The sequence below is a fragment of the Streptomyces sp. NPDC003035 genome, assembly GCF_042888285.1.
GTDB lineage: Bacteria > Actinomycetota > Actinomycetes > Streptomycetales > Streptomycetaceae > Streptomyces.
This window is the reverse complement of sequence record NZ_JBIAPJ010000009.1, coordinates 32,944-54,043: the sequence shown is the minus strand read 5'-3', so window position 1 is coordinate 54,043 and position 21,100 is coordinate 32,944. Positions and strand designations below refer to the sequence as shown.

Here is a 21,100-nt window from a genome sequence, read left to right as displayed (position 1 = left end):
CACCACCAGCGCCACCGCGGCGTCCAGGCGGGCCAGTTCCGTCGCGCCCGAACACGTCCGCCGTCCGTCCCGTGCCGATCAGTTCCGCCGTCTCCATGGCGCGCACCCTAGCGTGGGCGCCATGAAGACCATCGGCCTCATCGGCGGTATGAGCTGGGAGTCCAGCGCCGCGTACTACCGCCTCCTCAACGAACTCGTCCGTGAACGCCTCGGCGGCCTGCACTCCGCCCGCTGCGTCCTGCACTCCGTCGACTTCGCCGAGATCGAGCGGCTCCAGGTCGCCGGCGAGTGGCACAAGGCGGGTGAGGTGCTCGCCGACGCGGCCAAGGGGCTCGAAGCGGCCGGTGCCGAGCTGCTCCTGATCTGTACGAACACCATGCACAAGGTCGCCGACCAGGTGGAGGAAGCCGTCGCCGTGCCCCTTCTCCATCTCGGGGACGCCACCGCGCGCGCCGTCCGCGCCCAGGGGCTCACCACGGTCGGGCTGCTCGGTACCGCCTTCACCATGGAGCAGGACTTCTACCGCGACCGGCTCGCCTCCCATGGCCTGACCGTCCTCGTGCCCGACGCCGACGACCGCGCCGCCGTCCACCGGATCATCTACGAGGAGCTCTGCCTCGGCGTCGTGCGCGAGACCTCCCGCGTCACGTACCAGCAGGTCATCGAGCGGCTCGTCGCCGCCGGCGCCGAGGGAGTGATCCTCGGCTGCACCGAGATCGAGCTGCTCGTGCGCCCCGAGGACAGCCCCGTGCCGGTCTTCCCCACCACCCGTATCCACGCCGAGGCGGCGGTCCGCGACGCCCTCGGCTGACGTGTCCCCCGCGCGAACACCGCGGAAGGGCCCGTCCGAGGGGAACGGGCCCTTTCCACGTCATTCGCCACGCCCGGCGCGGGTCTCGCGCGGGATCGTGCGGAGCCGGAGGTCACTCCTCCAGGGTCAGCCCCTTGCGCAGCCTGCCGAGCGTCCGGGAGAGCAGCCGGGAGACGTGCATCTGCGAGATGCCCAGCTCCTCGCCGATCTCCGACTGGGTCATGCCGGCGACGAAGCGGAGGGAGAGGATGCGCCGGTCGCGGGGCGGCAGCGAGGCGATCATCGGCTTGAGGGACTCGACGTACTCGATGCCCTCGATCCCGTGGTCCTCGTAGCCGATCCGGTCGGCGAGCGCGCCCTCGCCGTCGTCCTCGTCGGGCTGGGCGTCCAGCGAGCTCGCGGTGTACGCGTTGCTGGCGGCCATGCCCTCGACGACCTCGTCGCGGCTCAGGCCGAGCGCCTCGGCGAGTTCGGCGACGGTCGGCGCGCGGTCGAGCCGCTGGGCCAGTTCGTCACCGGCCTTGGCGAGGTCGAGGCGGAGTTCCTGGAGCCTGCGCGGCACGCGCACGGACCACGAGGTGTCGCGGAAGAAGCGCTTGATCTCGCCGATGATCGTCGGCATCGCGAAGGTCGGGAACTCGACGCCGCGGGACAGCTCGAAGCGGTCGATCGCCTTGATGAGGCCGATCGTGCCGACCTGGATGATGTCCTCCATCGGCTCGCTGCGGGAGCGGAACCGGGAGGCGGCGAACTTGACCAGGGCGAGGTTGAGCTCGACGAGGGTGTTGCGGACGTACGCGTACTCGTGCGTGCCCTCTTCGAGGGCCTCGAGCCGGGCGAACAGCGTCTTCGACAGCGCCCGTGCGTCGAGAGGGTCGACCTGGTCGAAGGGGCCGATCTCCGGAAGATTGTCGGACAGGTCTCCGGGAAGGTGCTGGGGAAGGCTGAGGGTGGGGGGCGGAGTTGCTGCCGACGGCGCGTCGTGGGTACGCGGGGCGTCGAGCCGGGGTGACATGGTCTCCTCCATCGTTTCTTCCTGCTGCGGTTTGCGGCGCCTCCAAAGCCGGCCGTTTCGAATGTTCCTTACTAGCCCTACCTGCTCGACATGGCTTGTTGCAAGTGCCTGTTGTCCTGTTTGACCAGGTATGTGGTGGAGTTCAGGTGCGCGCGTCGGCGTCTCGCTTGTATGGTGCGAGGCACGTCAACCGGCATGCGCGAGAGCGAGAAGAGGCACGGGAATGGACCGCCAGAACACGGGCAGCACGCAGCCGGGGAGGCTGCGGGTCGAGGTCCGCACCGTGGGGGAGAGCGAGGTCCTCACCCCGGTGGGTGAGCTCGATCACCACACGGCCGACGTGTTGCGTGCGCCACTCGACGACGCGCTGGACGCCGGCCGGTCACGGCTTGTCGTCGACTGCTCACGCCTCGACTTCTGCGACTCCACCGGGCTCAACGTGCTCCTCGGGGCGCGACTGAGGGCCGACGCCGCCGGGGGAGGGGTCCACCTGGCGGGAATGCGGCCGGTCGTGGCCCGGGTTTTCGAGATCACAGGCGCGGACGTCGTCTTTACCGTGCACCCGTCGCTCGCGGCGGCGCTGCCCGACTGAGCGGCGGGTGTCGTCGGGGAAAGACCGGGCAGGAGAGCCCCGGTTTGGTCCGTTGTCTGGTGAATCGGTTGATTCGGTTGAGCCGGTTGAATCGGTGAGGTGAAGCGCTGATGGACACTGCTGCCGGTGGCAGGGAGGTCGAGGCTTCGATGGGCCCTGTCGTGGGCGCCGTCGGCCTCGACGCACGTACGCTCGCGCTGGGCGCCACCAGCGGCACCGTCCCGCTCGCTCGCGATTTCACGAGGACGGCCCTCTACGACTGGGGCTGGCTGCCCGCCGCCTCCGCCGACGCCCGGGCCGCCGCCGAGGACGTCCTGCTCGTCGTCTCCGAGCTGGTCACCAACGCCTGTCTGCATGCGGACGGCCCCGAGGCGCTGCGCGTGGTACGTCGGGCCGGGGTGCTGCGCCTGGAGGTCACCGACCGCGGCGCCGGACAGCCCGCGCCGCGCACGCCTCACCGGGGCGGGCGTCCCGGCGGGCACGGCATGTTCATCGTGCAGCGGCTCTGCCTGGACTGGGGGATCGAGCGCAGGCCGGGTGCCCCCGGCAAGACGGTCTGGGCGGAACTGGCCGCTCCCGCCTAGCGCCCACCGGGCGCCCGCCCAGCGCGCCCACTACACCTGGCACGCACACCCAGCACGCACACCCAGCGCGCGCGTCGTACGCGCCTGCGAGGACCGCGGTGGCGCCCGGCGACGGGCGCACACTTCGGTCCTCCTTTTGTCTTCCCTCCGCAACGCCCCAGGCGTACCTTGACGCCCAATCTGATAAGCCGTCAGTAACTTTGCGGTGAGGGGTGCTTGGATCGTGCCGTACCGGAGGAGAACAGCCGTCGCGCTGGCAGCGGCAGCGGCGGCGGCAGGCTCGGCGGTGCTGGTCTCCGCCCCTGCCGCGCAGGCCGCGGTCGTCGACGTGGACTACGCGTGCGAGACGAAGATCGGCCCCAAGAGCGCCGTCTCGCCCGTCGACATCACGGCCGTCAAGAGCGGCACCGCCTACACGATCACCATGTCCTTCGAGAAGGGCGTCTCCGACAGCCCCATCGAACTGCCCAAGGGCGTCATGACCCCGCGCGCCGAGCTCAGGCTCGGCGGGGCGGACCAGGGCACGATCAAGGTCAAGGGCGTGCCGAACACGGCGGCCATCCCACCCGACACCCCCATCAAGATCGGCCGGCTGACCGGCACGTACACGCCGAAGAAGAGCGGCAGGGTCACCTTCACGGCCGGGGTGCTCACCGTGCACGCCCTCGGCATGGACGCGGCCGTCTGCACCCCCAAGAACAACCCGAAGCCGTCCCTGGAGCTCGACGTGACGGCCGGGGGCGGATCCCCGGGAGAGACGGAGGCCACCGGCGGCGGCGAACTGCCGAAGACCGGACCGCTCGACTCCGCGACGGCGCTCGGCACCCTCGGCGGCACGGTGCTGCTGACCGGCGCGGCCGGAGTGCTCTGGCTCACGCGGCGCACGGCGCGCTGATGCGGGGGGCGTGGGTGGCCGTCATGCTCGGCGTGGTGGCGGCCGCGCCCGCACCGCCGGGATGGACGGCGGGCGCGGCCCAGGGGCGTCCGTACGTCTATCTGGAGGGCGCGGCCGGCAGCGTCCTGGAGGACACCCTCTCCGTCACCAACCCGGGCCCGAAGCCGCTCACCGTACGGCTGAGCGGCCAGGGCACCCCGCTCGCCTTCGCCGCGCGGACGGTGACGGTACCGGCGCGGACCCGCGCGGACGTGCCGTTCGCCGTCACCGTCACGGCGGACACCGCGCCCGGAGAGCACCGGGGAACGGTGAGCGCCGAGGCGGGCGGGCGCGCGGTGCGAGTGCCGGTGCACCTCCGGGTGAGCGGACCGAGCCTGGCGGCGCTCACCGTCGAGAAGGTACGGCTCGACGGCTCGGGCACCGTGCACTACACCCTGGTCAACCGCGGCAACACGGTGCTCGCACCCAGCCTGTCCCTCCGCGCCGAAGGCGTCCGCGGCACCGTCCTCGACCGCGCCGCCCGGGCCCTGCCGCTCACCCTGCGCCCCGGCGAACGGATCACCCGCACCGAACCCTGGCCCGACCCGCCCGCGCTCGACTCGGTCACGCTCGACCTGCGGGCCACGGCCCCCGGCGCCCCGGCCGCGGCGGCCCGCGCCGAGCGGGTGTTCGTGTCCGGGGGTGCGGTCGCCGCCGGGGCGGGAGCCCTGCTCGCGGCGGCGGGCGCTGCCGCCGCCCTCGCGACCCGAAGACGCCGCGACCGGGCCGTGGACCGGCACGAGATGCCCGTGGAGGAACCCCAGTTGGCGAACGTGGTGGACGTGGCGGCAGGAGCGGACCGATGAGGACCAGTGGTACGGGGACGGGGACGGGTCGGGCGCAGCAGCGGAGCGCCCGGTTCACGACGGGGGCCGGGACGCCGACGCCCCGCGCCCGCCGCCGGGCCCGCCGGGCGGGAGCGCTGGCCGGAACCCTGCTCGTGGCGCTCGCGCTCGCCCTCCTCCCGCCCACCGCCCAGGCGTCCGCGCCCCGGCCCACCGTCGAGCTGTCGCAGACCGAGGGAGGCAAGGGCGGCGAGATCACGGTGAGCGGGGCCGGGTGGAAGCCGGGCGCGCTGCTGATGCTGCTGATCTGCGGGCAGTCCGCGCCCGGCAAGGGGGTGATCGGGGGCACCAACTCCTGCGCCAACACCCTCGGCCGGGCCGCCACCGTCGACGCCGCGGGCGCCTTCAGCCGGAAGATGCCGGTGGCCGAGCCGCCCAAGCCCTGCCCCTGCGTGGTGCACGTGGCCGGGGTCACCGGACAGCAGGACGTCGTGGACGTGGCCTTCACGGTCTCCGGGCATCCGACCGCCCCGCTCCCCGAGGCCACCGGCGAGGGCAGGCTCGCCGTCCTCGCCTCCGTACGCCTCGACGGCTCCAGCGGCGTCCTGGTCTGGTTCGGCGCGCCCGCCCGGCGCGAGATCGCCTTCACCGTCGGCAACCTCGGCCAGACCCCCGTCAAGGACCCGGTCTTCCAGGTGGGCACGAGCCATGGTGTCTTCTCCCCGCGGTACGAGGAGCGCCAGTGGCGCGGCACGATCGAGCCCGGCAGGAAGGCGCAGATCAGACTGCCCGTCGAGCTGTCGGCTGGCGCGCACGGCGACTACGAGGTGTCGGTGAGGTACGCCGGCGAGGTCCTGGTCGAGCAACCGTGGGGGGTCGGCCGGCCCTGGGGCGTGACGCTGTTCTGGCTGCTGCTCGCTGTGGTCGTCCCGGCCGCGCTCTTCCGGATCGGCATGGCGGTGGTGGACCGCGTCCGGCCGGGCGGCGCCGCCGTGCCCCGCGCCGGACACCGCCGTCGCCGCGCTCTCGTACGTACATCTGCATGCGGACCCGCCCCCGAGCGGGACGAAAGCACCACCGCGACCACGGTCCTGCCGTGGTTCACCCCGGACTCCGCACCGTCCGCACCGTCAGAGATCAGCCCGACGACGAAGGGACACCAGTGAGCACGCAACGGAGGATGAGCGCGGCAGGAGTCGCGCTGATGCTCGGCGGCGCGGGGATCATGCTGGCCGCCAGCCCCGCTCAGGCCGCCGAGGTCTCGTTCAAGACCGAGTGCATTCCGCCGTCCATCTCCGGCATGCCGCCGGTGCAGGGCACCACGAAGGTGCGGATCACCGCGCCGGCGGAGGCGAAGGTCGGCGACGAGGTCGAGGTCGTCTGGAAGACGGTCGAGGCCGCGTCCAAGAATCCCGACGTCATCGACCTGGAGAAGGACACGGTGAAGCCGACCGGCGTCATCAAGGTCGGCGGCGCGGCGAGCGGCACGCTGACCATGGAGGGGCCCCGGCAGAACCCGCCGATCCCGAAGAACAGCCCGATGGTGCTGCCGGACATGAAGGGCAAGCTGAAGCTGGAGAAGGCCGGCGAGATCACGCTGACGCCGGACAAGTACACCATCAACGTCTCGAAGCCGATGTCGACGGACACGAAGTGTTCGCCGAAGGAGACGGTGGCGGTCGGCGCGACGATCAAGGTCTCGGCGGGCGGGGGCGGCGGCTCGTCCGGCGGTACGAGTACGTCGGGAGGCTCGACGAGCACCTCGGGCGGCAGTACCTCGGGCGGGAGTACCTCGGGCGGCAGTACGTCCGGCGGCGCCTCCGGAGGCGGCGGTGGGCAGACCGACTTCGCGGGCAAGGAGGTCGCGGTCCAGTTCTCCTGCCAGTCGCCCGGCCCGGCGAACATCACCTCCAAGGTCACCATCAACGCCAAGAAGAACGGCGGCAGCTACGACCTCACGGTCAAGACCGCCAAGGGCGTCATGGACAGCCCCGCCCCGCTTCCCGCCGGAGCGCTCAAGCCCTCCATGGCGGTCAAGCTCGGCGGCGCCGACAGTGGCACGGTCAAGGTCGACGGCCCGGCGAACGCCGCCCCGCTGGAGCAGGGCAAGCCGGTCGACCTGCCGGACATGAAGGGCACGTACAAGCCCGGCGCGAGCGGCAAGGCCACGCTCAGCCCCGGCACCCTGACCATCAACGTCTCGCTCGGCGGCTCGCCGATCGTGATCCCCTGCCAGGTCAAGGGCACGGTCCAGGCCTCCCTGGAGCTCGACACGACCAAGCAGGAGGGCGGTGCGAGCGGCGGCGGCTCGACATCCGGCGGCGGCTCGGGCGGCTCGGGCGGCTCGGCCGGCTCCGGCGGCGGCCTCGCCGAGACCGGCGCCGAGGACGACGGCGCCCTGCGCGCACTCGCCCTGGTCGCTGGCACGGTGATCCTGCTCGGCGGCGCGGTGTTCACGTTCACGCCGTGGGCGCGGCTGCGGCGCTGACGTAGGTACGGAGACAGGTACGAGAACGGGCCGGTACGAAACGTGCTTCGTACCGGCCCGTTCGGGTCGCGCGGGGCGCGAAGGCTTACTTCACGTCGCCCATGAGCGCGCGGATCTTCTTGCCCGCCGTCATGAACGCGAAGCCTGCGGCGACCGCCACGACCGCCCACAGGGTGTAGTACATGGCGTCGCCCAGCGGCTTGTTGAGCTTGGTCGTCCAGCCGTTCAGCGCGTTGCCCGTCGCCGTGGCCAGGAACCACAGACCCATGATCTGGCCGACGAACTGCTTGGGGGCCAGCTTCGTGGACAGGGAGAGCCCGACCGGCGAGAGGCACATCTCACCGATGGTCTGGACGAGGTAGACGCTCAGCAGCCAGAAGACGGTGACCTTGCCGGTGTCGCTGTTCGCCGCGGCCGCGCCCGCGAGGCCCATGATGGCGAACGAGCCACCGATGAGGAGCATCGCGAGGGCGAACTTCATCGGAGCGCTGGGCTCGCGGTTGCGCGCGGCGAGCTTGACCCACAGCGCGGCGAAGACCGGCGCCAGGACGATGACCATTGCCGGGTTCACCGACTGGTACCAGGAAGCCGGGAACTCCCAGCCGCCGATCATGCGGTCCGTCTTGTTGTCGGCGAAGAGCGTCAGCAGCGAGCCCGACTGGTCGTAGATCATCCAGAACAGGACGGCGGTGGCGAAGAACCACGCGAACGCCTTGATCTTCGGCTTGTCCTCCGCGGCCAGGGCCGGGTTGCGGTACATCGCGACGAAGTACACGACCGGCACGACGATGCCGAGGACCGCGAGCACGTTCACGATGTGCTCTATGTCGTACGTGCCGAGAGCGATGTCGGCCAGGAGCGCGGCGACGGCCAGCCCGCCCCACAGCAGGACCTTGCGCAGCGCGCTGCGCTTCTCCTCGGGCGACGCCGGGGTGCCCGGCTCCTTGCCGACGTCACCGAGGTGACGGGAGCCGAGGATGTACTGGATGACCGCCAGGGTCATACCGAGACCGGCGACGGCGAAGCCGAGGTGCCAGTTGACGTGCTCGCCGAGGTAACCGACGACCAGCGGAGCGGCCATGCCGCCGATGTTGATCGCCATGTAGAAGAGGGTGAAGCCGGCGTCGCGGCGGGCGCTCGGCCGGCCCTCGTAGAGACCACCGACCATGGCCGAGATGTTCGGCTTCAGCAGACCCGTACCGGCGGCGATGAGCGCGAGGCCCGCGAAGAACGCCGTGTCGGAGGGGATGGCCAGGGTGAAGTGACCCAGGGCGATGACGATGCCGCCGACGAGGACCGCCTTGCGGGCGCCCCACAGTCGGTCGGCTACCCAGCCGCCGGGCATCGCGGCCATGTAGACGACCGCGTTGTACACACCGTAGATGGAGGCGGCCAGCGCCCCACGGTCCTCCAGAGGGCCGTCGAGTACACCCGCGACCAGGTAGAGGACGAGGATGGCGCGCATTCCGTACCAGGAGAAGCGCTCCCACATCTCGGTCATGAAGAGAGTGGCCAGGCCGCGGGGGTGGCCGAAGAAGGTCTTCTCGGAACCGGGGGTTCCGGCGGAATCCTTCGTCAGGCTGGACGCCATGTCGATCCTTGCTCTGTCGGGACGCGCGCCTTGTGAGCGTGGTGCGCCCGGTGGGGGAGGCCGGCACCGGTGGGAGTGGTCGCACCCCGCCGGGATCCACGCCCCGGGACGCTGTACGCGCCACGGAACCCGGCCCACAGGTCGTTCACCGTCCTCAAGGTTGGCGGAGCCGACCTCGCGCAGAGAAGAGGACCTTGGCGCTCAAAGCCAGCCAAAGGTCCCCGTTTACCGCAACAGACGTCTCGCCACCATACGACACGACAGTGCCGGATATGGAAGGACTTGAGAGATGGATCACAGGTGACGAAGGAACCAACAGGAGTCATTCCAAGGTCATGCACAGGTTCGCCACCGTGATCCCCAGGGTAGCCGGGGACCCTGTGGATCACGCCCCGGGCCGTCCCCCGTGCGGACTACCATCACCCCATGACCCGTGTACTGCTCGCCGAGGACGACGCATCCATCTCGGAACCGCTGGCCCGTGCGCTGCGGAGAGAGGGATACGAGGTCGAGGTGCGGGAGGACGGACCGACCGCCCTCGACGCCGGACTCAGGGGCGGGGTCGACCTCGTCGTGCTCGATCTGGGGCTGCCCGGCATGGACGGCCTCGAGGTCGCCCGGCGGCTGCGCTCCGAGGGGCACGCGGTCCCGATCCTGGTCCTGACCGCCCGCGCCGACGAGGTCGACACCGTCGTCGGGCTCGACGCGGGCGCCGACGACTACGTCACGAAGCCCTTCCGCCTCGCCGAGCTCCTCGCCCGCGTCCGGGCCCTGCTCCGGCGCGGCGCCAGCGAGCCGGCCGTCCCGCCCGCGACGCACGGGGTCCGGATCGACGTCGAGTCGCACCGCGCCTGGATGGGCGACGAGGAGCTCCAGCTCACGGCGAAGGAGTTCGACCTGCTCCGGGTCCTCGTCCGCGACGCGGGCCGGGTCGTCACCCGCGACCAGCTGATGCGGGAGGTCTGGGACACCACCTGGTGGTCCTCGACCAAGACCCTCGACATGCACATCTCCTGGCTCCGCAAGAAGCTCGGCGACGACGCGGCGAACCCGCGCTACATCGCCACCGTCCGGGGCGTCGGCTTCCGCTTCGAGAAGAGCTGACGGGCGGCGCGTAGGGCCAGGGCCGTCCGGCCCGGGGAGCCCTACGGCCCGTAGGCTCGGGGAAGTTTCCCGTACCCCGCCCGGAGGGCACCGTGCGTCGCCGCCTCATCAACTCCACGCTCGCCGTCGTCCTCGTCGTCATCGCCGTGTTCGGGGTGTCCCTCGTCATCGTCGAGACGCGGACCATCTCCAGCAGCGCCCAGGAGAGCGTGGACTCCGAGGCCGTGCGGCTGGTCTCCATCGTCGACAGCCGGCTCATCGGCGGGGAGCCCGTCAACCCGGACATCCTCGCCGAGCAGAGCGGCGCCAAGCGGTACGCCCTGATCGAGATCCCCGGCCGCGCCCCCATCGAGATCGGCACCCGCCCCGAAGGCAGCGTGATCCGGGGGAGCGCCGAGGGCGAGCGCGGCGAGACCGTGACCGTCGAGGAGTCCCGGTCCACGGTCACCGCGGAGGTCGGCCGCACCCTGCTGATCATCGGCGCCGTGGCCCTGCTGGCCGTCGTCGCAGCCGTCCTGCTCGCCGTACGGCAGGCGAACCGGCTCACGTCCCCGCTCACCGACCTCGCCGAGACCGCCGAACGCCTCGGCTCCGGCGACCCCCGCCCGCGCCACAAGCGGTACGGGGTGCCGGAGCTGGACCGGGTCGCCGACGTCCTGGACGCGTCGGCCGAGCGGATCGCCCGGATGCTCACCGCCGAGCGCCGGCTCGCCGCCGACGCCTCGCACCAGCTCCGTACGCCCCTCACGGCGCTCTCCATGCGCCTGGAGGAGGTGGCCGTCGCCGACGACCTGGAGACGGTCAAGGAGGAGGCGACGATCGCGCTCACGCAGGTCGAGCGGCTCACCGACGTCGTGGAGCGGCTGCTCACCAACTCGCGCGACCCCCGCACGGGCTCCGCCATCGCCTTCGACCTCGACGAGGTCGTCAAGCAGCAGATCGAGGAGTGGCGCCCCGCCTACCGCAGCGCCGGCCGGGCCATCGTCCGCTCGGGCAAGCAGGGCATGCGCGCGGTCGGCACCCCGGGAGCCGTGGCGCAGGTCCTCGCCGCGCTGATCGAGAACTCGCTCATGCACGGCGGCGGCACCGTCGCCCTGCGCACCCGGGTCACCGGCAACCAGTCGGTGATCGAGGTCACCGACGAGGGCCCGGGCGTCCCCGCCGACCTCGGCGCGCGGATCTTCGAGCGGACCATCAGCGGCCGCAACTCCACCGGGATCGGCCTCGCCGTCGCCCGGGACCTGGCGGAGGCGGACGGCGGCCGGCTGGAGCTGCTCCAGCAGCAGCCTCCGGTGTTCGCGCTCTTCCTGGGCCGCGAGGTCAGGAGCCGCAAGGACCAGACCCGCCCGGTCCGCTAGCCGGGCTCGTGTGCGCGAGTGCTAGGGAACGCGGTCCGGCTGCTTCCTGGTGGCCCTGGTGGCCTGCGCCGGGGTCTGTACGGGTGCCTGCGCGGCCGTCTGTACGGGCGTCTGGGCCGGCGCCCGCTCCAGGAACGATTCGGCCGTCTGCACCGCCTCCCGCGCCGGCAGCGTCCGGAACACCCAGGTCCGGTACGACCAGAAGCGGAACAGCGTCGCGACGCCGATCCCGAAGAACTTGAAGAAGTTGCTCTGCAGCGGGCTGTCCCAGCCGAAGCCGTACGTCGCCGCGTACAGGATGCCGTTCTGGATCACCAGACCGGCGACGCTGAACAGCAGGAAGAGCGTCAGCTCCTTCGTCCGGCTGCTCTTGTCGCGGTCCCGGTAGGTGAAGTACCGGAAGCCCAGGTAGTTGAATCCGATCGCGATGACGGTGGCGATGATGCTCGCCCGGACGACGGGGACCTCCGTGAGATGGCGTACGAGGTTGAAGACCCCGAGGTCCACCAGGAGGCCGACACCACCGACCGCACCGAACTTCGCGAACTCGCGTGTGAGCCGGTCAAGCCGCACACGCAGTGCGCTGGGTTCACTCATGGTGATTGCTCAGCCCCGTCCGTTCGGTTTCGTCGACCAAGCCATGCTAACCAGCCCGTCTGGCACCTGCCCGGGGACATTGCAAACCATGGGGAAACCCCGCCTCGCTGTCATAAACCACAGGCGGCGGAGGGTCCGCGCATGGTGCGGATACCCTAAGAGGGTGACGTTCCCGGTAGTCGGTATGGTCGGTGGCGGTCAGCTCGCCCGTATGACCCACGAGGCGGGCATCCCCCTCGGTATCAAGTTCAAGCTGCTCAGTGACACCCCGCAGGACTCGGCGGCCCAGGTGGTGAGCGATGTCGTCATCGGCGACTATCGCGACCTGGCCACGCTGCGTGACTTCGCGCGCGGATGCGATGTGATCACCTTCGATCACGAGCATGTCCCCGCCGAGCATCTGCGAGCCCTGGAGGACGACGGCGTCGTCATCCGCCCCGGGCTCGCCGCGCTGGTGCACGCCCAGGACAAGGGGGTGATGCGCGCGAAGCTCGACGAGATCGGCGTGCCGAGCCCGCGCCACCGCATCGTCGCCGATCCGGCGGACGCGGCGGCCTTCGCGGCCGAGGTGGGGGGCTTCCCGATCATCCTCAAGACCGTGCGCGGCGGCTACGACGGCAAGGGCGTCTGGTTCGTGCGCACGGAGGCCGACGCGGAGGACCCGTTCCGTGCGGGCGTCCCGGTGCTCGCCGAGGAGAAGGTCGACTTCGCCCGCGAGCTCGCGGCGAACATCGTCCGCTCCCCGCACGGCCAGGCCGTCGCCTACCCGGTCGTCGAGTCCCAGCAGGTCGACGGCGTCTGCGACACGGTGATCGCGCCCGCGCCGGACCTGTCCGACGAGCTGGCCGGCCAGGCGCAGGAGCTGGCGCTGCGGATCGCCAAGGAGCTCGGCGTCGTCGGTCATCTGGCGGTGGAGCTCTTCGAAACCACCGACGGCCGCATCCTCGTCAACGAGCTCGCCATGCGTCCGCACAACTCCGGCCACTGGACCCAGGACGGCGCGATCACCTCGCAGTTCGCCAACCACGTGCGGGCCGTCCTCGACCTTCCGCTGGGCGACCCGCGCCCGCGCGCGACGTGGACGGTCATGTGCAACGTACTGGGCGGGGACTACCCGGACATGTACTACGCCTACCTGCATTGCATGGCCAGGGATCCGCAGCTCAAGATCCATATGTATGGCAAGGACGTGAAGCCCGGCCGCAAGGTGGGGCACGTCAACACCTACGGCGACGACCTGGACGACGTGCTGGAGCGCGCGCGTCACGCCGCCGGCTATCTGCGAGGAACGATCACCGAGTGAGCAGCATGAGCACCGCCACCGCCCCCGTCGTCGGCATCGCCATGGGATCCGACTCCGACTGGACCGTCATGGAGGCCGCCGCGCAGGCCCTCGACGAGTTCGAGATCCCGTACGAGGTGAACGTCCTCTCGGCGCACCGGATGCCGCGCGAGATGATCGCGTACGGCGAGGACGCCGCCGACCGCGGGATCAAGGTGCTCATCGCGGGCGCGGGAGGCGCCGCCCACCTGCCCGGCATGCTCGCCTCGGTCACCCCGCTCCCCGTCATCGGCGTGCCCGTGCCGCTGAAGTACCTCGACGGCATGGACTCGCTGCTGTCCATCGTGCAGATGCCGGCCGGTGTGCCCGTGGCCACGGTCTCCGTCGGCGGCGCGCGCAACGCCGGTCTGCTCGCGGCCCGGATCCTCGCCGCCCACGACGCCGAACTGCTCGGCCGGATGCGGGAGTTCCTCCAGGAACTCAACGACCAGGCGACCGAGAAGGGCAAGCGGCTGCGGGCCAAGGTCGAGGGCTCGGAGTCGTTCGGCTTCGCCAAGTGAGCAGCGCGGTCAGCGCGGCGGACCGGTTGGCCCAGGCGCGGGAGCTCCTCGCCTCCGCGCCCGTGGTCGACGGCCACAACGACCTGCCGTGGGCGCTGCGCCAGCATGTGCGCTACGACCTGGACCGCCTCGACATCGCGGCCGACCAGACCGGGGCGCTCCACACCGACCTGGCCCGGCTGCGTGCGGGCGGGGTCGGCGCCCAGTTCTGGTCGGTGTACGTCCCCTGTGATCTGACGGGCGACGACGCGGTCAGCGCCACCCTGGAGCAGATCGACATCGTCGACCAGCTGCTCGAGCGGTACGCGGGAGAACTGGCCCCCGCGCTGACCGCGGACGACATGGAGTCGGCGCGGCGGGAGGGCCGTATCGCCTCCCTGAAGGGCGCCGAGGGCGGCCACTCCATCAACGACTCCCTCGCCACGCTGCGCGCGCTGCACACCCTCGGCGTGCGCTACATGACGCTCACCCACAACGACAACACCGCGTGGGCGGACTCGGCGACCGACGAGCCCGGCGTCGGCGGGCTCTCGCCCTTCGGCCACGAGGTCGTCCGGGAGATGAACCGGATCGGCATGCTGGTCGACCTCTCGCACGTCGCGGCGACGACGATGCGGGACGCGCTCGCCACCTCCGTCGCGCCGGTGATCTTCTCGCACTCCTCGTCGCTGGCGGTCTGCGATCACCCGCGGAACATCCCCGACGACGTGCTGGAGCGGCTGCCCGGCAACGGGGGAGTGGCGATGGCGACGTTCGTACCGAAGTTCATCCTCCCCGAGGCCGTGGAGTGGACGGCGCGGGCCGACGAGAACATGCGGGCGCACGGACTCCACCACCTCGACACGACGCCGGCGGCGATGAAGATCCACCGCGCCTTCGAGGCGGAGAACCCGCGCCCGATCGCCACCGCGGCGACCGTCGCCGACCACCTCGACCACATGCGCGAGGTCGCCGGCATCGATCACCTCGGCATCGGCGGCGACTACGACGGTACGGCGTTCACCCCGGCCGGTCTCGACGATGTCGCCGGCTATCCGAACCTGATCGCGGAGCTGCTGCACCGCGGCTGGTCGCACGCCGACCTCGCCAAGCTCACCTGGTCCAACGCGGTCCGCGCGCTGCGGGACGCGGAGGCGGTCTCGCGCGAGCTGCGGGCGACGCGCGGGCCGTCGAACGCGACGATCGACGCGCTCGACACCCCGTCCTCCTGACGGGACGACGGGACAGGTCTTGGCCGTCCAAGGCCCCGCTTCGGCGGGGCCTTGGCGCGTCCGGGCCGGCGGTCGGGGGCGGCGGTCACCCGAACGGAGCGCCCCGCCGCGCCGAGGGAGGGCGCGACTGTCACGGTGGGGCGGTACTGCCTCGTTCAGTTCGGAGTACCGCCATGGCAGATCTTGATGATCACCAGCCTGTCACCGTCGCGCCCCTCGGCCATGTCGGAGAGCCCGACCTTCCCGAACAAGAGGGGTCACTCGACGAGTCGGCCCGGGCGCGGTCCCTGCTCGCGGAGCAGCCCGTCGTCGAGGGGTACACGGAGCCGCCCAGGGTGTTCGACCCGGAGGACCTTCCGCCGGTACGGGCGGCGGAGACCGGTGCCCAGCTCTGGTCCCTGCACGCCGAGCCCGAGGAGGGCGTGGTCGGCACGCTGCGGCGGATCGACGCGATGCGCGCGCTCGTCGCGGCCTGCCCCGAGGACCTGCGCCTCGCGCACACCACCGCGGAGATGGCCCACGCCGTCAACTGCGGACGGGTCGCCGCGCTCCTCGGCCCGGTCAGCTGGGCCGCGGTCGGCGGTTCGCTCGCCACGCTGCGGGCCTACCAGGTGCTCGGCGTACGGGCCGTGAACCTGCCCCGCTTCGACGGCTTCGCCCGCGAGGCCGTACGGGAGATGAACCGTCTGGGCGTCGTCGTGGACCTCTCGGGCGCCGACCCCGAATCGGTGCGCCGTACCCTCGCGCTCACCAGGGCCCCGGTCCTGCTGACCCGCGCGGATCCGGAGGAGCTGCCGGACGACGTCCTGCGCCTGCTCGGCGAGAACGGCGGGGTCTGCATGGTCCCGGTGACCGAGGACCTGTTGGCGACCGCCGACACCCTCGACCGCCTCCGTGCCGTGGCGGGCCCGCACGGCGTGGGCATCTCCCACACCGTGGACCCGGCGACCGGGTACGCCCCGCTCTTCGCCGAGCTGCTCCACCGCGACTGGCCCGCCCCGGACCTGGCCGCCCTGGCTCGCGCGAACGCGATCAGGGTCCTGCGGGACACCGAGTTCCTCGCCCGCACGGCCCGCCTCCGCCGCGCGGTCTCACACGACGGACACGCCTGACACGACGGTGCCCCGCCGCCCCCGGTCGACCGGGGGCGGTTGGGCACCGTCATGTCAGGCGTACAGGCTCTACGCGCGCGGGCGGCCCATCGCGCGGTACACCCAGCCCGCCTCGCGCCAGAGCGTCGAGTCCAGCGCGTTACGCCCGTCCAGGATCACCCGCGAGCTCACCGCCTCCCCCAGCTCCGCCGGGTCCAGCCCGTCGCGGAACTCGCGCCACTCCGTCAGGTGCAGCACCACGTCCGCTCCCCGCCCGGCCTCCAACGCCGAGTCCGCGTACCCCAGCGTCGGGAAGAGCCGCCGCGCGTTGTCCATGCCCTTGGGGTCGTAGACCGTGACCTGTCCGCCCTGGAGGTGGATCTGTCCGGCCACGTTCAGCGCGGGCGAGTCCCGGACGTCGTCCGAGTCCGGCTTGAACGTGGCGCCGAGCACCGCCACCCGCTTGCCCAGGAACGACCCGCCGCCGAGCGCCTCACGCGCCATCTCGACCATCTGGCCGCGGCGCCGCATGTTGATCGAGTCGATCTCCCGCAGGAAGGTCAGCGCCTGGTCCGCGCCCAGCTCGCCCGCCCGCGCCATGAAGGCGCGGATGTCCTTCGGCAGACAGCCGCCGCCGAAGCCGATCCCGGCCCGCAGGAACTTGGACCCGATCCGCTCGTCGTAACCGATCGCCTCCGCCAGCTTCGCGACGTCGCCGCCCGCGGCCTCGCAGACCTCCGCCATCGCGTTGATGAAGGAGATCTTGGTCGCCAGGAAGGAGTTCGCCGCGGTCTTCACCAGCTCCGCCGTCGGGAAGTCCGTCACCACGAACGGCGAGCCCTCGGCGATCGGCCCGGCGTACACCTCGCGCAGCAGCTTCTCCGCCCGCTCGCTCTGCACACCGACCACCACCCGGTCCGGGTGCAGGGTGTCCCGCACCGCGAAGCCCTCCCGCAGGAACTCCGGGTTCCAGGCCAGCTCGACGCCCTCCGGCAGCAACGTCGCCAGCCGCTCGGCCGAGCCGACCGGCACGGTCGACTTGCCGACGACCAGCGCGCCCGACCGGACCACACCCGCGAGCGAGGTGAACGCGGCGTCGACGTAGCTCATGTCACACGCGTACTCGCCGTGCTTCTGCGGAGTGTTCACACAGACGAAGTGGATGTCGCCGAAGGCGCCGACCTCCTCCCAGGAGGTGGTGAAGCGCAGCCGGCCCGTCGACCCCTCGATCCCGGCGACGTGCCGGGACAGCAGCTCCTCAAGGCCGGGCTCGTACATCGGTACGCGCCCGGTGGCCAGCATCTCGACCTTCGCGGGCACGACATCGAGGCCGAGGACCTCGAACCCGAGCTCCGCCATGGCCGCTGCGTGCGTGGCCCCGAGATATCCGGTGCCGATCACGGTGATCTTGAGGGCCATACGGGACTCCAGTGGACGTCGGGCGGAATGCCTGCCCGAGCATAGTCGGGCCCGCGGGCGCGGCATGCCTTCGCCGCCGGTCAGCGAGCCGCCGGTCAGCGATCCGAGGTGACGGTGACCTTCTCGTCGTTCTGGATCTGCTGCACCAGCTGCTTCACCTTCGGCATGTCCCACTTCAGCGAGCCCTGCGGCGCGCTGCCCGAGATCGGGATGTTCATCGACTTCCCGTCACCGCCGCTGATGCCCTTCATCGCGAAGAACATCTTGCCGAGGTCGTACAGCGACATGTCCTTGTCGACGATCAGCGTGTCCAGGCCGGCGCCCAGCGTCGGGTACAGCGTGAACGGGTCGAGGATCGTGCCCGGCGTCGCCGCCTGGTTGGCCAGGGCGGACAGGAACTTCTGCTGGTTCTTCGTCCGCGCGAGGTCCGACTCGGCGAACGCGTAGCGGGTACGGACGAACGCGAGGGCCTGCTCACCGTTGAGGGTCTGCTCGCCCGCCTGGAAGTCGGCGCCGGACTTCTTGTCCTTGAAGCCCTTCTCGATGTTCATCTCGACCCCGCCGAGCGCGTCCACGATGTTCGCGAAGCCGGCGAAGCCGATCTCCGCGTAGTGGTCGATCCGCAGACCGGTGTTGTACTCCACCGTGCGGACCAGGAGCTCGGGGCCGTCCATCGCGTACGCGGCGTTGAGCTTCGAGCCGCCGCGCGCCGCGAACTTCTTCCCGGACTCCGAGCCGACGAAGGACGGGATGGTGACCCAGGAGTCGCGGGGCAGCGAGATCATCGTGTTCCCGCTGGAACAGGCCGCGAGGATCATCATCGAGTCCGTCCGCTTGCCCGCGGCGGAGCCCGTGTGCAGCTTCTTCTTCTCCTCGGCCGACATGCCCTCACGGCTGTCGGAGCCGACGATCAGATACGTGGTGCAGTCACCCTCGGCCGGCCGCTCGATGACCTTGGCCAGATCGACCTCGTTACGCATCCGGGAGCTGGCCCAGGCGTAGGTGCCGACGCTCCAGGCGAGGACGGCGACGACCAGGACGATCGAGCCGACCTTGATCCGGCGCCGCCAGTCGGGCGCGGGGCGCCCGGGCTGCGGCGGGGCGTACTGCGGCGGCACGGTGCCACGGCCTCCGCCGCCCTGGGGGGCGCCGCCGTAGACCTGGCCGGTGTTGTATCCGGAGTCGTAGCCCGGCTGCTGCCCGTACCCCTGGTCGTACCGAGGCGGCTGCTGCGGGACCTGCGGACGCTGCACATGGCGCATCCGGCGAGCTCCCTCGGGCTGTGAGCTCGCGCTGCCACGGCCGTATCCGCCGTCATCGGGCCAGTCATTCATGCGGACCAGTGTGCAGGCCGCGTCCCCGCGGCCGACAGGGCGGGTGGGGAATCGGGGCGGCGCTGTTGCCAAGCTGATGCAAAGGGGACGAGCCGGGGACCCGGCATAAGGTGGAGGGCATGACAGATCAGGCCCAGCGCACGGACCGCCCGGAGGGCGACATCCCGGGCAAGCCCACCTCCGCGTCCCGCACCACCCTCAGCCACATCATGACCAGCCACGACACCAACCTCCTGGGTACGGTGCACGGTGGTGTGATCATGAAGCTGGTGGACGACGCGGCGGGCGCGGTCGCGGGCCGGCACTCGGGCGGACCGGCCGTGACCGCCTCCATGGACGAGATGGTGTTCCTGGAGCCGGTACGGGTCGGGGACCTGGTCCATGTGAAGGCCCAGGTCAACTGGACGGGCCGGTCCTCGATGGAGGTCGGTGTCCGGGTCCTGGCCGAGCGGTGGAACGAGTCCACCCCCGCCCAGCAGGTCGGCTCGGCCTATCTGGTCTTCGCGGCGGTCGACGGCGACGGCAAGCCCCGCCCGGTCCCACCGGTGCTCCCGGAGACCGAGCGGGACAAGCGCCGCTACCAGGAGGCCCAGATCCGCCGCACCCACCGACTGGCCCGCCGCCGCGCGATCAAGGAGCTGCGGGAGCGCCGCGCGGCGGAGGGCTACGAGGACTGACGGGACGCGGCCCCTGTGGGCATGCGTTCCGTCCCGTCGCCCCCTCACCGCGACCGCGTCACGGACACACCACCTCGTCCCCGGTCACCGCCTGGAACGGACCCTGGGACGCCTCCTCCGCCCGCACGGGCGTGACCCCCTTGTAGTCGAGACCCGCCGTCACCCGCAGCGTGCCGCCCAGCCCCTTCACCGCACGCAGCTCCGCCCCCGGCAGCGCCGCCGCCAAGGACTTCGCCGAGCGGTCCCAGCCCGGGTCGTACTCCACCAGCGTGCGCGCACGCTCGGCGCCGTCCCCGGTGCGCGGCGCGCGCGTCGTGTCGAAGCCCGTGGCCCGCAGCGCGTCGTCGACCTTCCGGCCCAGCCCGTCCGTCCGCGTCCCGTTGTAGACCTGCACCCGGACCCTCTTCGGCGCCACGTCCACCACCGCGGGCTTCGGAGCACTCGTCGCCGCGGCCTTCGGGCCGCCGTTCGGCGCCACCTTGTGCGGGGTGAGCGGCTGGTCGTCGCGCAGGGCCTGGAAGAGCTTCTGCGCCTTGGGCGCGTCCCACTTCACCGTCTGGCCGATGCCCTTCACCGGGAAGCTCATCTCCCCGATCGGCACCGAGACGAACTCCGAGGACGCCGGCGTGAAGCCCCGCATCCCCTTCGCGAGGGCCAGGATCTGCTCCGTACCGAAACCGCGGTCCGCCCGTACCGAGGTCAGCATCGTCGTGGCGACCTGGCGGAACCGCACCGGGTTGAGCAGCACCCCGCCAGTGGTCACCCGGTCGATCAGTGCCGCGAGGAAGCGCTGCTGGCGCTGCATCCGGCCGATGTCGGACGCCCCGTCGACATGGCGGGCGCGCACGTACTGCAACGCCTGCCCGCCGCTCAGCTCGTGCGGCCCGGCCGCCAGGTCGAGCCCGGTGTACGCGTCCTTCATGGGCCGCGCCGTACAGATCTGCACCCCGCCGACCGCGTCCACCGTCTTCATGAAGCTGGTGAAGTCGACCTCCAGATAGTGGTCGATCTTGACGCCCGTCATGCTCTCGACGGTCCGCACCGTGAGGCCCGGCCCGCCCTCGGCGTACGCGGCGTTCAGCTTCACCGGGTGGGCCTGGTGCACCGTTCCGGTGGTCGCGTCGACGTGCTCGGGCATCTCGGCGTACGAGTCACGGGGCAGGCTCACCACGCTCGCCCGATCCCGGTCCTCGGAGATGTGCACGAGCATCACGGTGTCGGTGCAGTGGCAGGGTTCACCGCCGAGCCGATACTCCTTGCGCTGCTCCTCCGTGATCCTGTCCCGCCCGTCCGTGCCCACCACCAGCACGTTCATGCCGTTCCCGGCCTGGGGGCGGTTCTTCATGTCCTTGAAGGGGTCGACCCGGGAGATCCCGGTGTCCAGGCCGGTCACCACCGCGTGGCCGATACCGCCCGCTCCCAGGACGAGCACGGAGAGCGTCGTCGCCATCCGCATCCCCCACCGTGGCCGCCGGACCCGTCTGACGCGGCGGGCCGGTACAGGGCGGGCGGCCGGCCGGGGACGGGGCGTGCGGGGCGGTGTGGGCACCGGGGGACACCTCCGCGGGTGGGACGAGGGGACCGTGAGCACGGTAGGCCCATACGATCAGCGCAAGGGTGCACCGGCCCCGGTGACGCGCTTCGTGTCCCCCGTTCGCGGTAACGTG

At 71.4% G+C, this 21,100-nt stretch carries 20 protein-coding genes; 14 read left to right on the top strand and 6 right to left on the bottom strand.

The window, feature by feature from the left end; genetic code table 11:
* Positions 1-121: 121 nt before the first annotated feature.
* Positions 122-811 (top strand): aspartate/glutamate racemase family protein, encoded by a 690-nt coding sequence (locus tag ACFYV5_RS27110; protein ID WP_355114601.1) that lies wholly within the window; start codon positions 122-124, stop codon positions 809-811.
* A 112-nt stretch (positions 812-923) separates the two neighbouring features.
* On the opposite strand, the gene ACFYV5_RS27105 is transcribed toward ACFYV5_RS27110, so the two are convergent.
* Entirely contained in the window at positions 924-1,838 is a 915-nt protein-coding gene (locus ACFYV5_RS27105; RefSeq protein WP_355114603.1) for an RNA polymerase sigma factor SigF, read from the bottom strand.
* 211 nt (positions 1,839-2,049) lie between these two features.
* On the opposite strand from ACFYV5_RS27105, the gene ACFYV5_RS27100 reads away from it, so the two are divergent.
* The 6 genes from ACFYV5_RS27100 (at position 2,050) to ACFYV5_RS27075 (ending at position 7,209) form a co-directional block, all read left to right on the top strand.
* A complete protein-coding gene (locus ACFYV5_RS27100) occupies positions 2,050-2,418 on the top strand; it encodes an STAS domain-containing protein (RefSeq protein ID WP_355114605.1) in 369 nt (122 codons plus the stop codon).
* A gap of 149 nt (positions 2,419-2,567) precedes the next feature.
* Complete coding sequence (locus ACFYV5_RS27095) at positions 2,568-3,002, top strand: ATP-binding protein (RefSeq protein ID WP_355114690.1); 435 nt, start codon at positions 2,568-2,570, stop codon at positions 3,000-3,002.
* Between the two features lie 223 nt (positions 3,003-3,225).
* A complete protein-coding gene (locus tag ACFYV5_RS27090) occupies positions 3,226-3,897 on the top strand; it encodes a peptidase (RefSeq protein WP_355114607.1) in 672 nt (223 codons plus the stop codon).
* Positions 3,898-3,920: 23 nt separating this feature from the next.
* Positions 3,921-4,742, top strand: coding sequence for a hypothetical protein (locus tag ACFYV5_RS27085; protein ID WP_389173159.1), 822 nt, complete (start codon positions 3,921-3,923; stop codon positions 4,740-4,742).
* Positions 4,739-5,887, top strand: coding sequence for a hypothetical protein (locus ACFYV5_RS27080; protein WP_389172657.1), 1,149 nt, complete (start codon positions 4,739-4,741; stop codon positions 5,885-5,887). The genes ACFYV5_RS27085 and ACFYV5_RS27080 overlap by 4 nt, the downstream gene beginning before the upstream one ends.
* 14 nt (positions 5,888-5,901) lie before the next feature.
* Positions 5,902-7,209, top strand: a complete 1,308-nt coding sequence (locus ACFYV5_RS27075; RefSeq protein WP_389172655.1) for a hypothetical protein — start codon at positions 5,902-5,904, stop codon at positions 7,207-7,209.
* 85 nt (positions 7,210-7,294) lie between these two features.
* Here ACFYV5_RS27075 and ACFYV5_RS27070 read toward each other — a convergent pair whose 3' ends face one another.
* Positions 7,295-8,800 carry a peptide MFS transporter gene (locus ACFYV5_RS27070; RefSeq protein WP_389172653.1) on the bottom strand — a complete coding sequence of 502 codons (1,506 nt, stop codon included), beginning with the start codon at positions 8,798-8,800 and terminating at the stop codon, positions 7,295-7,297.
* Positions 8,801-9,226: 426 nt separating this feature from the next.
* Here ACFYV5_RS27070 and ACFYV5_RS27065 point away from each other — a divergent pair, with 426 nt between their 5' ends.
* Together ACFYV5_RS27065 and ACFYV5_RS27060 are read left to right on the top strand one after the other, a co-directional pair.
* The gene (locus ACFYV5_RS27065; RefSeq protein WP_355114615.1) at positions 9,227-9,904 is read left to right on the top strand and encodes a response regulator transcription factor; all 678 of its coding nucleotides are present in this window, start codon (positions 9,227-9,229) and stop codon (positions 9,902-9,904) included.
* 92 nt (positions 9,905-9,996) lie between these two features.
* The gene (locus ACFYV5_RS27060) at positions 9,997-11,262 is read left to right on the top strand and encodes an ATP-binding protein (RefSeq protein ID WP_389172651.1); all 1,266 of its coding nucleotides are present in this window, start codon (positions 9,997-9,999) and stop codon (positions 11,260-11,262) included.
* A gap of 21 nt (positions 11,263-11,283) precedes the next feature.
* On the opposite strand, the gene ACFYV5_RS27055 is transcribed toward ACFYV5_RS27060, so the two are convergent.
* Positions 11,284-11,859 carry a GtrA family protein gene (locus ACFYV5_RS27055; protein WP_355114619.1) on the bottom strand — a complete coding sequence of 192 codons (576 nt, stop codon included), beginning with the start codon at positions 11,857-11,859 and terminating at the stop codon, positions 11,284-11,286.
* Positions 11,860-11,947: 88 nt separating this feature from the next.
* On the opposite strand from ACFYV5_RS27055, the gene ACFYV5_RS27050 reads away from it, so the two are divergent.
* From ACFYV5_RS27050 to ACFYV5_RS27035, 4 genes are all read left to right on the top strand, one after another.
* On the top strand, positions 11,948-13,162 hold the full coding sequence (locus tag ACFYV5_RS27050) for a 5-(carboxyamino)imidazole ribonucleotide synthase (RefSeq protein ID WP_389172648.1): 1,215 nt from the start codon (positions 11,948-11,950) through the stop codon (positions 13,160-13,162).
* A 5-nt stretch (positions 13,163-13,167) separates the two neighbouring features.
* The gene (gene purE, locus ACFYV5_RS27045) at positions 13,168-13,701 is read left to right on the top strand and encodes a 5-(carboxyamino)imidazole ribonucleotide mutase (protein WP_355114693.1); all 534 of its coding nucleotides are present in this window, start codon (positions 13,168-13,170) and stop codon (positions 13,699-13,701) included.
* Entirely contained in the window at positions 13,698-14,912 is a 1,215-nt protein-coding gene (locus ACFYV5_RS27040) for a dipeptidase (protein WP_389172646.1), read from the top strand. The genes purE and ACFYV5_RS27040 overlap by 4 nt, the downstream gene beginning before the upstream one ends.
* Positions 14,913-15,085: 173 nt before the next feature.
* Positions 15,086-16,024, top strand: a complete 939-nt coding sequence (locus tag ACFYV5_RS27035; protein WP_389172644.1) for a membrane dipeptidase — start codon at positions 15,086-15,088, stop codon at positions 16,022-16,024.
* 69 nt (positions 16,025-16,093) lie between these two features.
* On the opposite strand, the gene ACFYV5_RS27030 is transcribed toward ACFYV5_RS27035, so the two are convergent.
* Together ACFYV5_RS27030 and ACFYV5_RS27025 are read right to left on the bottom strand one after the other, a co-directional pair.
* Positions 16,094-17,422, bottom strand: coding sequence for a UDP-glucose dehydrogenase family protein (locus tag ACFYV5_RS27030; protein ID WP_389172642.1), 1,329 nt, complete (start codon positions 17,420-17,422; stop codon positions 16,094-16,096).
* Positions 17,423-17,517: 95 nt separating this feature from the next.
* Positions 17,518-18,756, bottom strand: coding sequence for an LCP family protein (locus tag ACFYV5_RS27025; protein WP_355114629.1), 1,239 nt, complete (start codon positions 18,754-18,756; stop codon positions 17,518-17,520).
* A gap of 119 nt (positions 18,757-18,875) precedes the next feature.
* On the opposite strand from ACFYV5_RS27025, the gene ACFYV5_RS27020 reads away from it, so the two are divergent.
* Positions 18,876-19,433 carry an acyl-CoA thioesterase gene (locus ACFYV5_RS27020; RefSeq protein ID WP_389172640.1) on the top strand — a complete coding sequence of 186 codons (558 nt, stop codon included), beginning with the start codon at positions 18,876-18,878 and terminating at the stop codon, positions 19,431-19,433.
* 58 nt (positions 19,434-19,491) lie between these two features.
* Here ACFYV5_RS27020 and ACFYV5_RS27015 read toward each other — a convergent pair whose 3' ends face one another.
* Positions 19,492-20,889, bottom strand: coding sequence for an LCP family protein (locus ACFYV5_RS27015; protein ID WP_389172638.1), 1,398 nt, complete (start codon positions 20,887-20,889; stop codon positions 19,492-19,494).
* Between the last annotated feature and the right edge of the window lie 211 nt (positions 20,890-21,100).

Excerpts from the sequence above, each read along its gene's own strand:
- ACFYV5_RS27110 (WP_355114601.1), top strand. The coding sequence starts at position 122 with ATGAAGACCATCGGCCTCATCGGCGGTATGAGCTGGGAGTCCAGCGCC.
- ACFYV5_RS27105 (WP_355114603.1), bottom strand. The coding sequence starts at position 1,838 with ATGGAGGAGACCATGTCACCCCGGCTCGACGCCCCGCGTACCCACGAC.
- ACFYV5_RS27100 (WP_355114605.1), top strand. The coding sequence starts at position 2,050 with ATGGACCGCCAGAACACGGGCAGCACGCAGCCGGGGAGGCTGCGGGTC.
- ACFYV5_RS27095 (WP_355114690.1), top strand. The coding sequence starts at position 2,568 with ATGGGCCCTGTCGTGGGCGCCGTCGGCCTCGACGCACGTACGCTCGCG.
- ACFYV5_RS27085 (WP_389173159.1), top strand. The coding sequence starts at position 3,921 with ATGCTCGGCGTGGTGGCGGCCGCGCCCGCACCGCCGGGATGGACGGCG.
- ACFYV5_RS27080 (WP_389172657.1), top strand. The coding sequence starts at position 4,739 with ATGAGGACCAGTGGTACGGGGACGGGGACGGGTCGGGCGCAGCAGCGG.
- ACFYV5_RS27075 (WP_389172655.1), top strand. The coding sequence starts at position 5,902 with ATGAGCGCGGCAGGAGTCGCGCTGATGCTCGGCGGCGCGGGGATCATG.
- ACFYV5_RS27070 (WP_389172653.1), bottom strand. The coding sequence starts at position 8,800 with ATGGCGTCCAGCCTGACGAAGGATTCCGCCGGAACCCCCGGTTCCGAG.
- ACFYV5_RS27065 (WP_355114615.1), top strand. The coding sequence starts at position 9,227 with ATGACCCGTGTACTGCTCGCCGAGGACGACGCATCCATCTCGGAACCG.
- ACFYV5_RS27055 (WP_355114619.1), bottom strand. The coding sequence starts at position 11,859 with ATGAGTGAACCCAGCGCACTGCGTGTGCGGCTTGACCGGCTCACACGC.
- ACFYV5_RS27050 (WP_389172648.1), top strand. The coding sequence starts at position 11,948 with ATGGGGAAACCCCGCCTCGCTGTCATAAACCACAGGCGGCGGAGGGTC.
- purE (WP_355114693.1), top strand. The coding sequence starts at position 13,168 with ATGAGCACCGCCACCGCCCCCGTCGTCGGCATCGCCATGGGATCCGAC.
- ACFYV5_RS27035 (WP_389172644.1), top strand. The coding sequence starts at position 15,086 with ATGGCAGATCTTGATGATCACCAGCCTGTCACCGTCGCGCCCCTCGGC.
- ACFYV5_RS27030 (WP_389172642.1), bottom strand. The coding sequence starts at position 17,422 with ATGGCCCTCAAGATCACCGTGATCGGCACCGGATATCTCGGGGCCACG.
- ACFYV5_RS27025 (WP_355114629.1), bottom strand. The coding sequence starts at position 18,756 with ATGAATGACTGGCCCGATGACGGCGGATACGGCCGTGGCAGCGCGAGC.
- ACFYV5_RS27020 (WP_389172640.1), top strand. The coding sequence starts at position 18,876 with ATGACAGATCAGGCCCAGCGCACGGACCGCCCGGAGGGCGACATCCCG.
- ACFYV5_RS27015 (WP_389172638.1), bottom strand. The coding sequence starts at position 20,889 with ATGCGGATGGCGACGACGCTCTCCGTGCTCGTCCTGGGAGCGGGCGGT.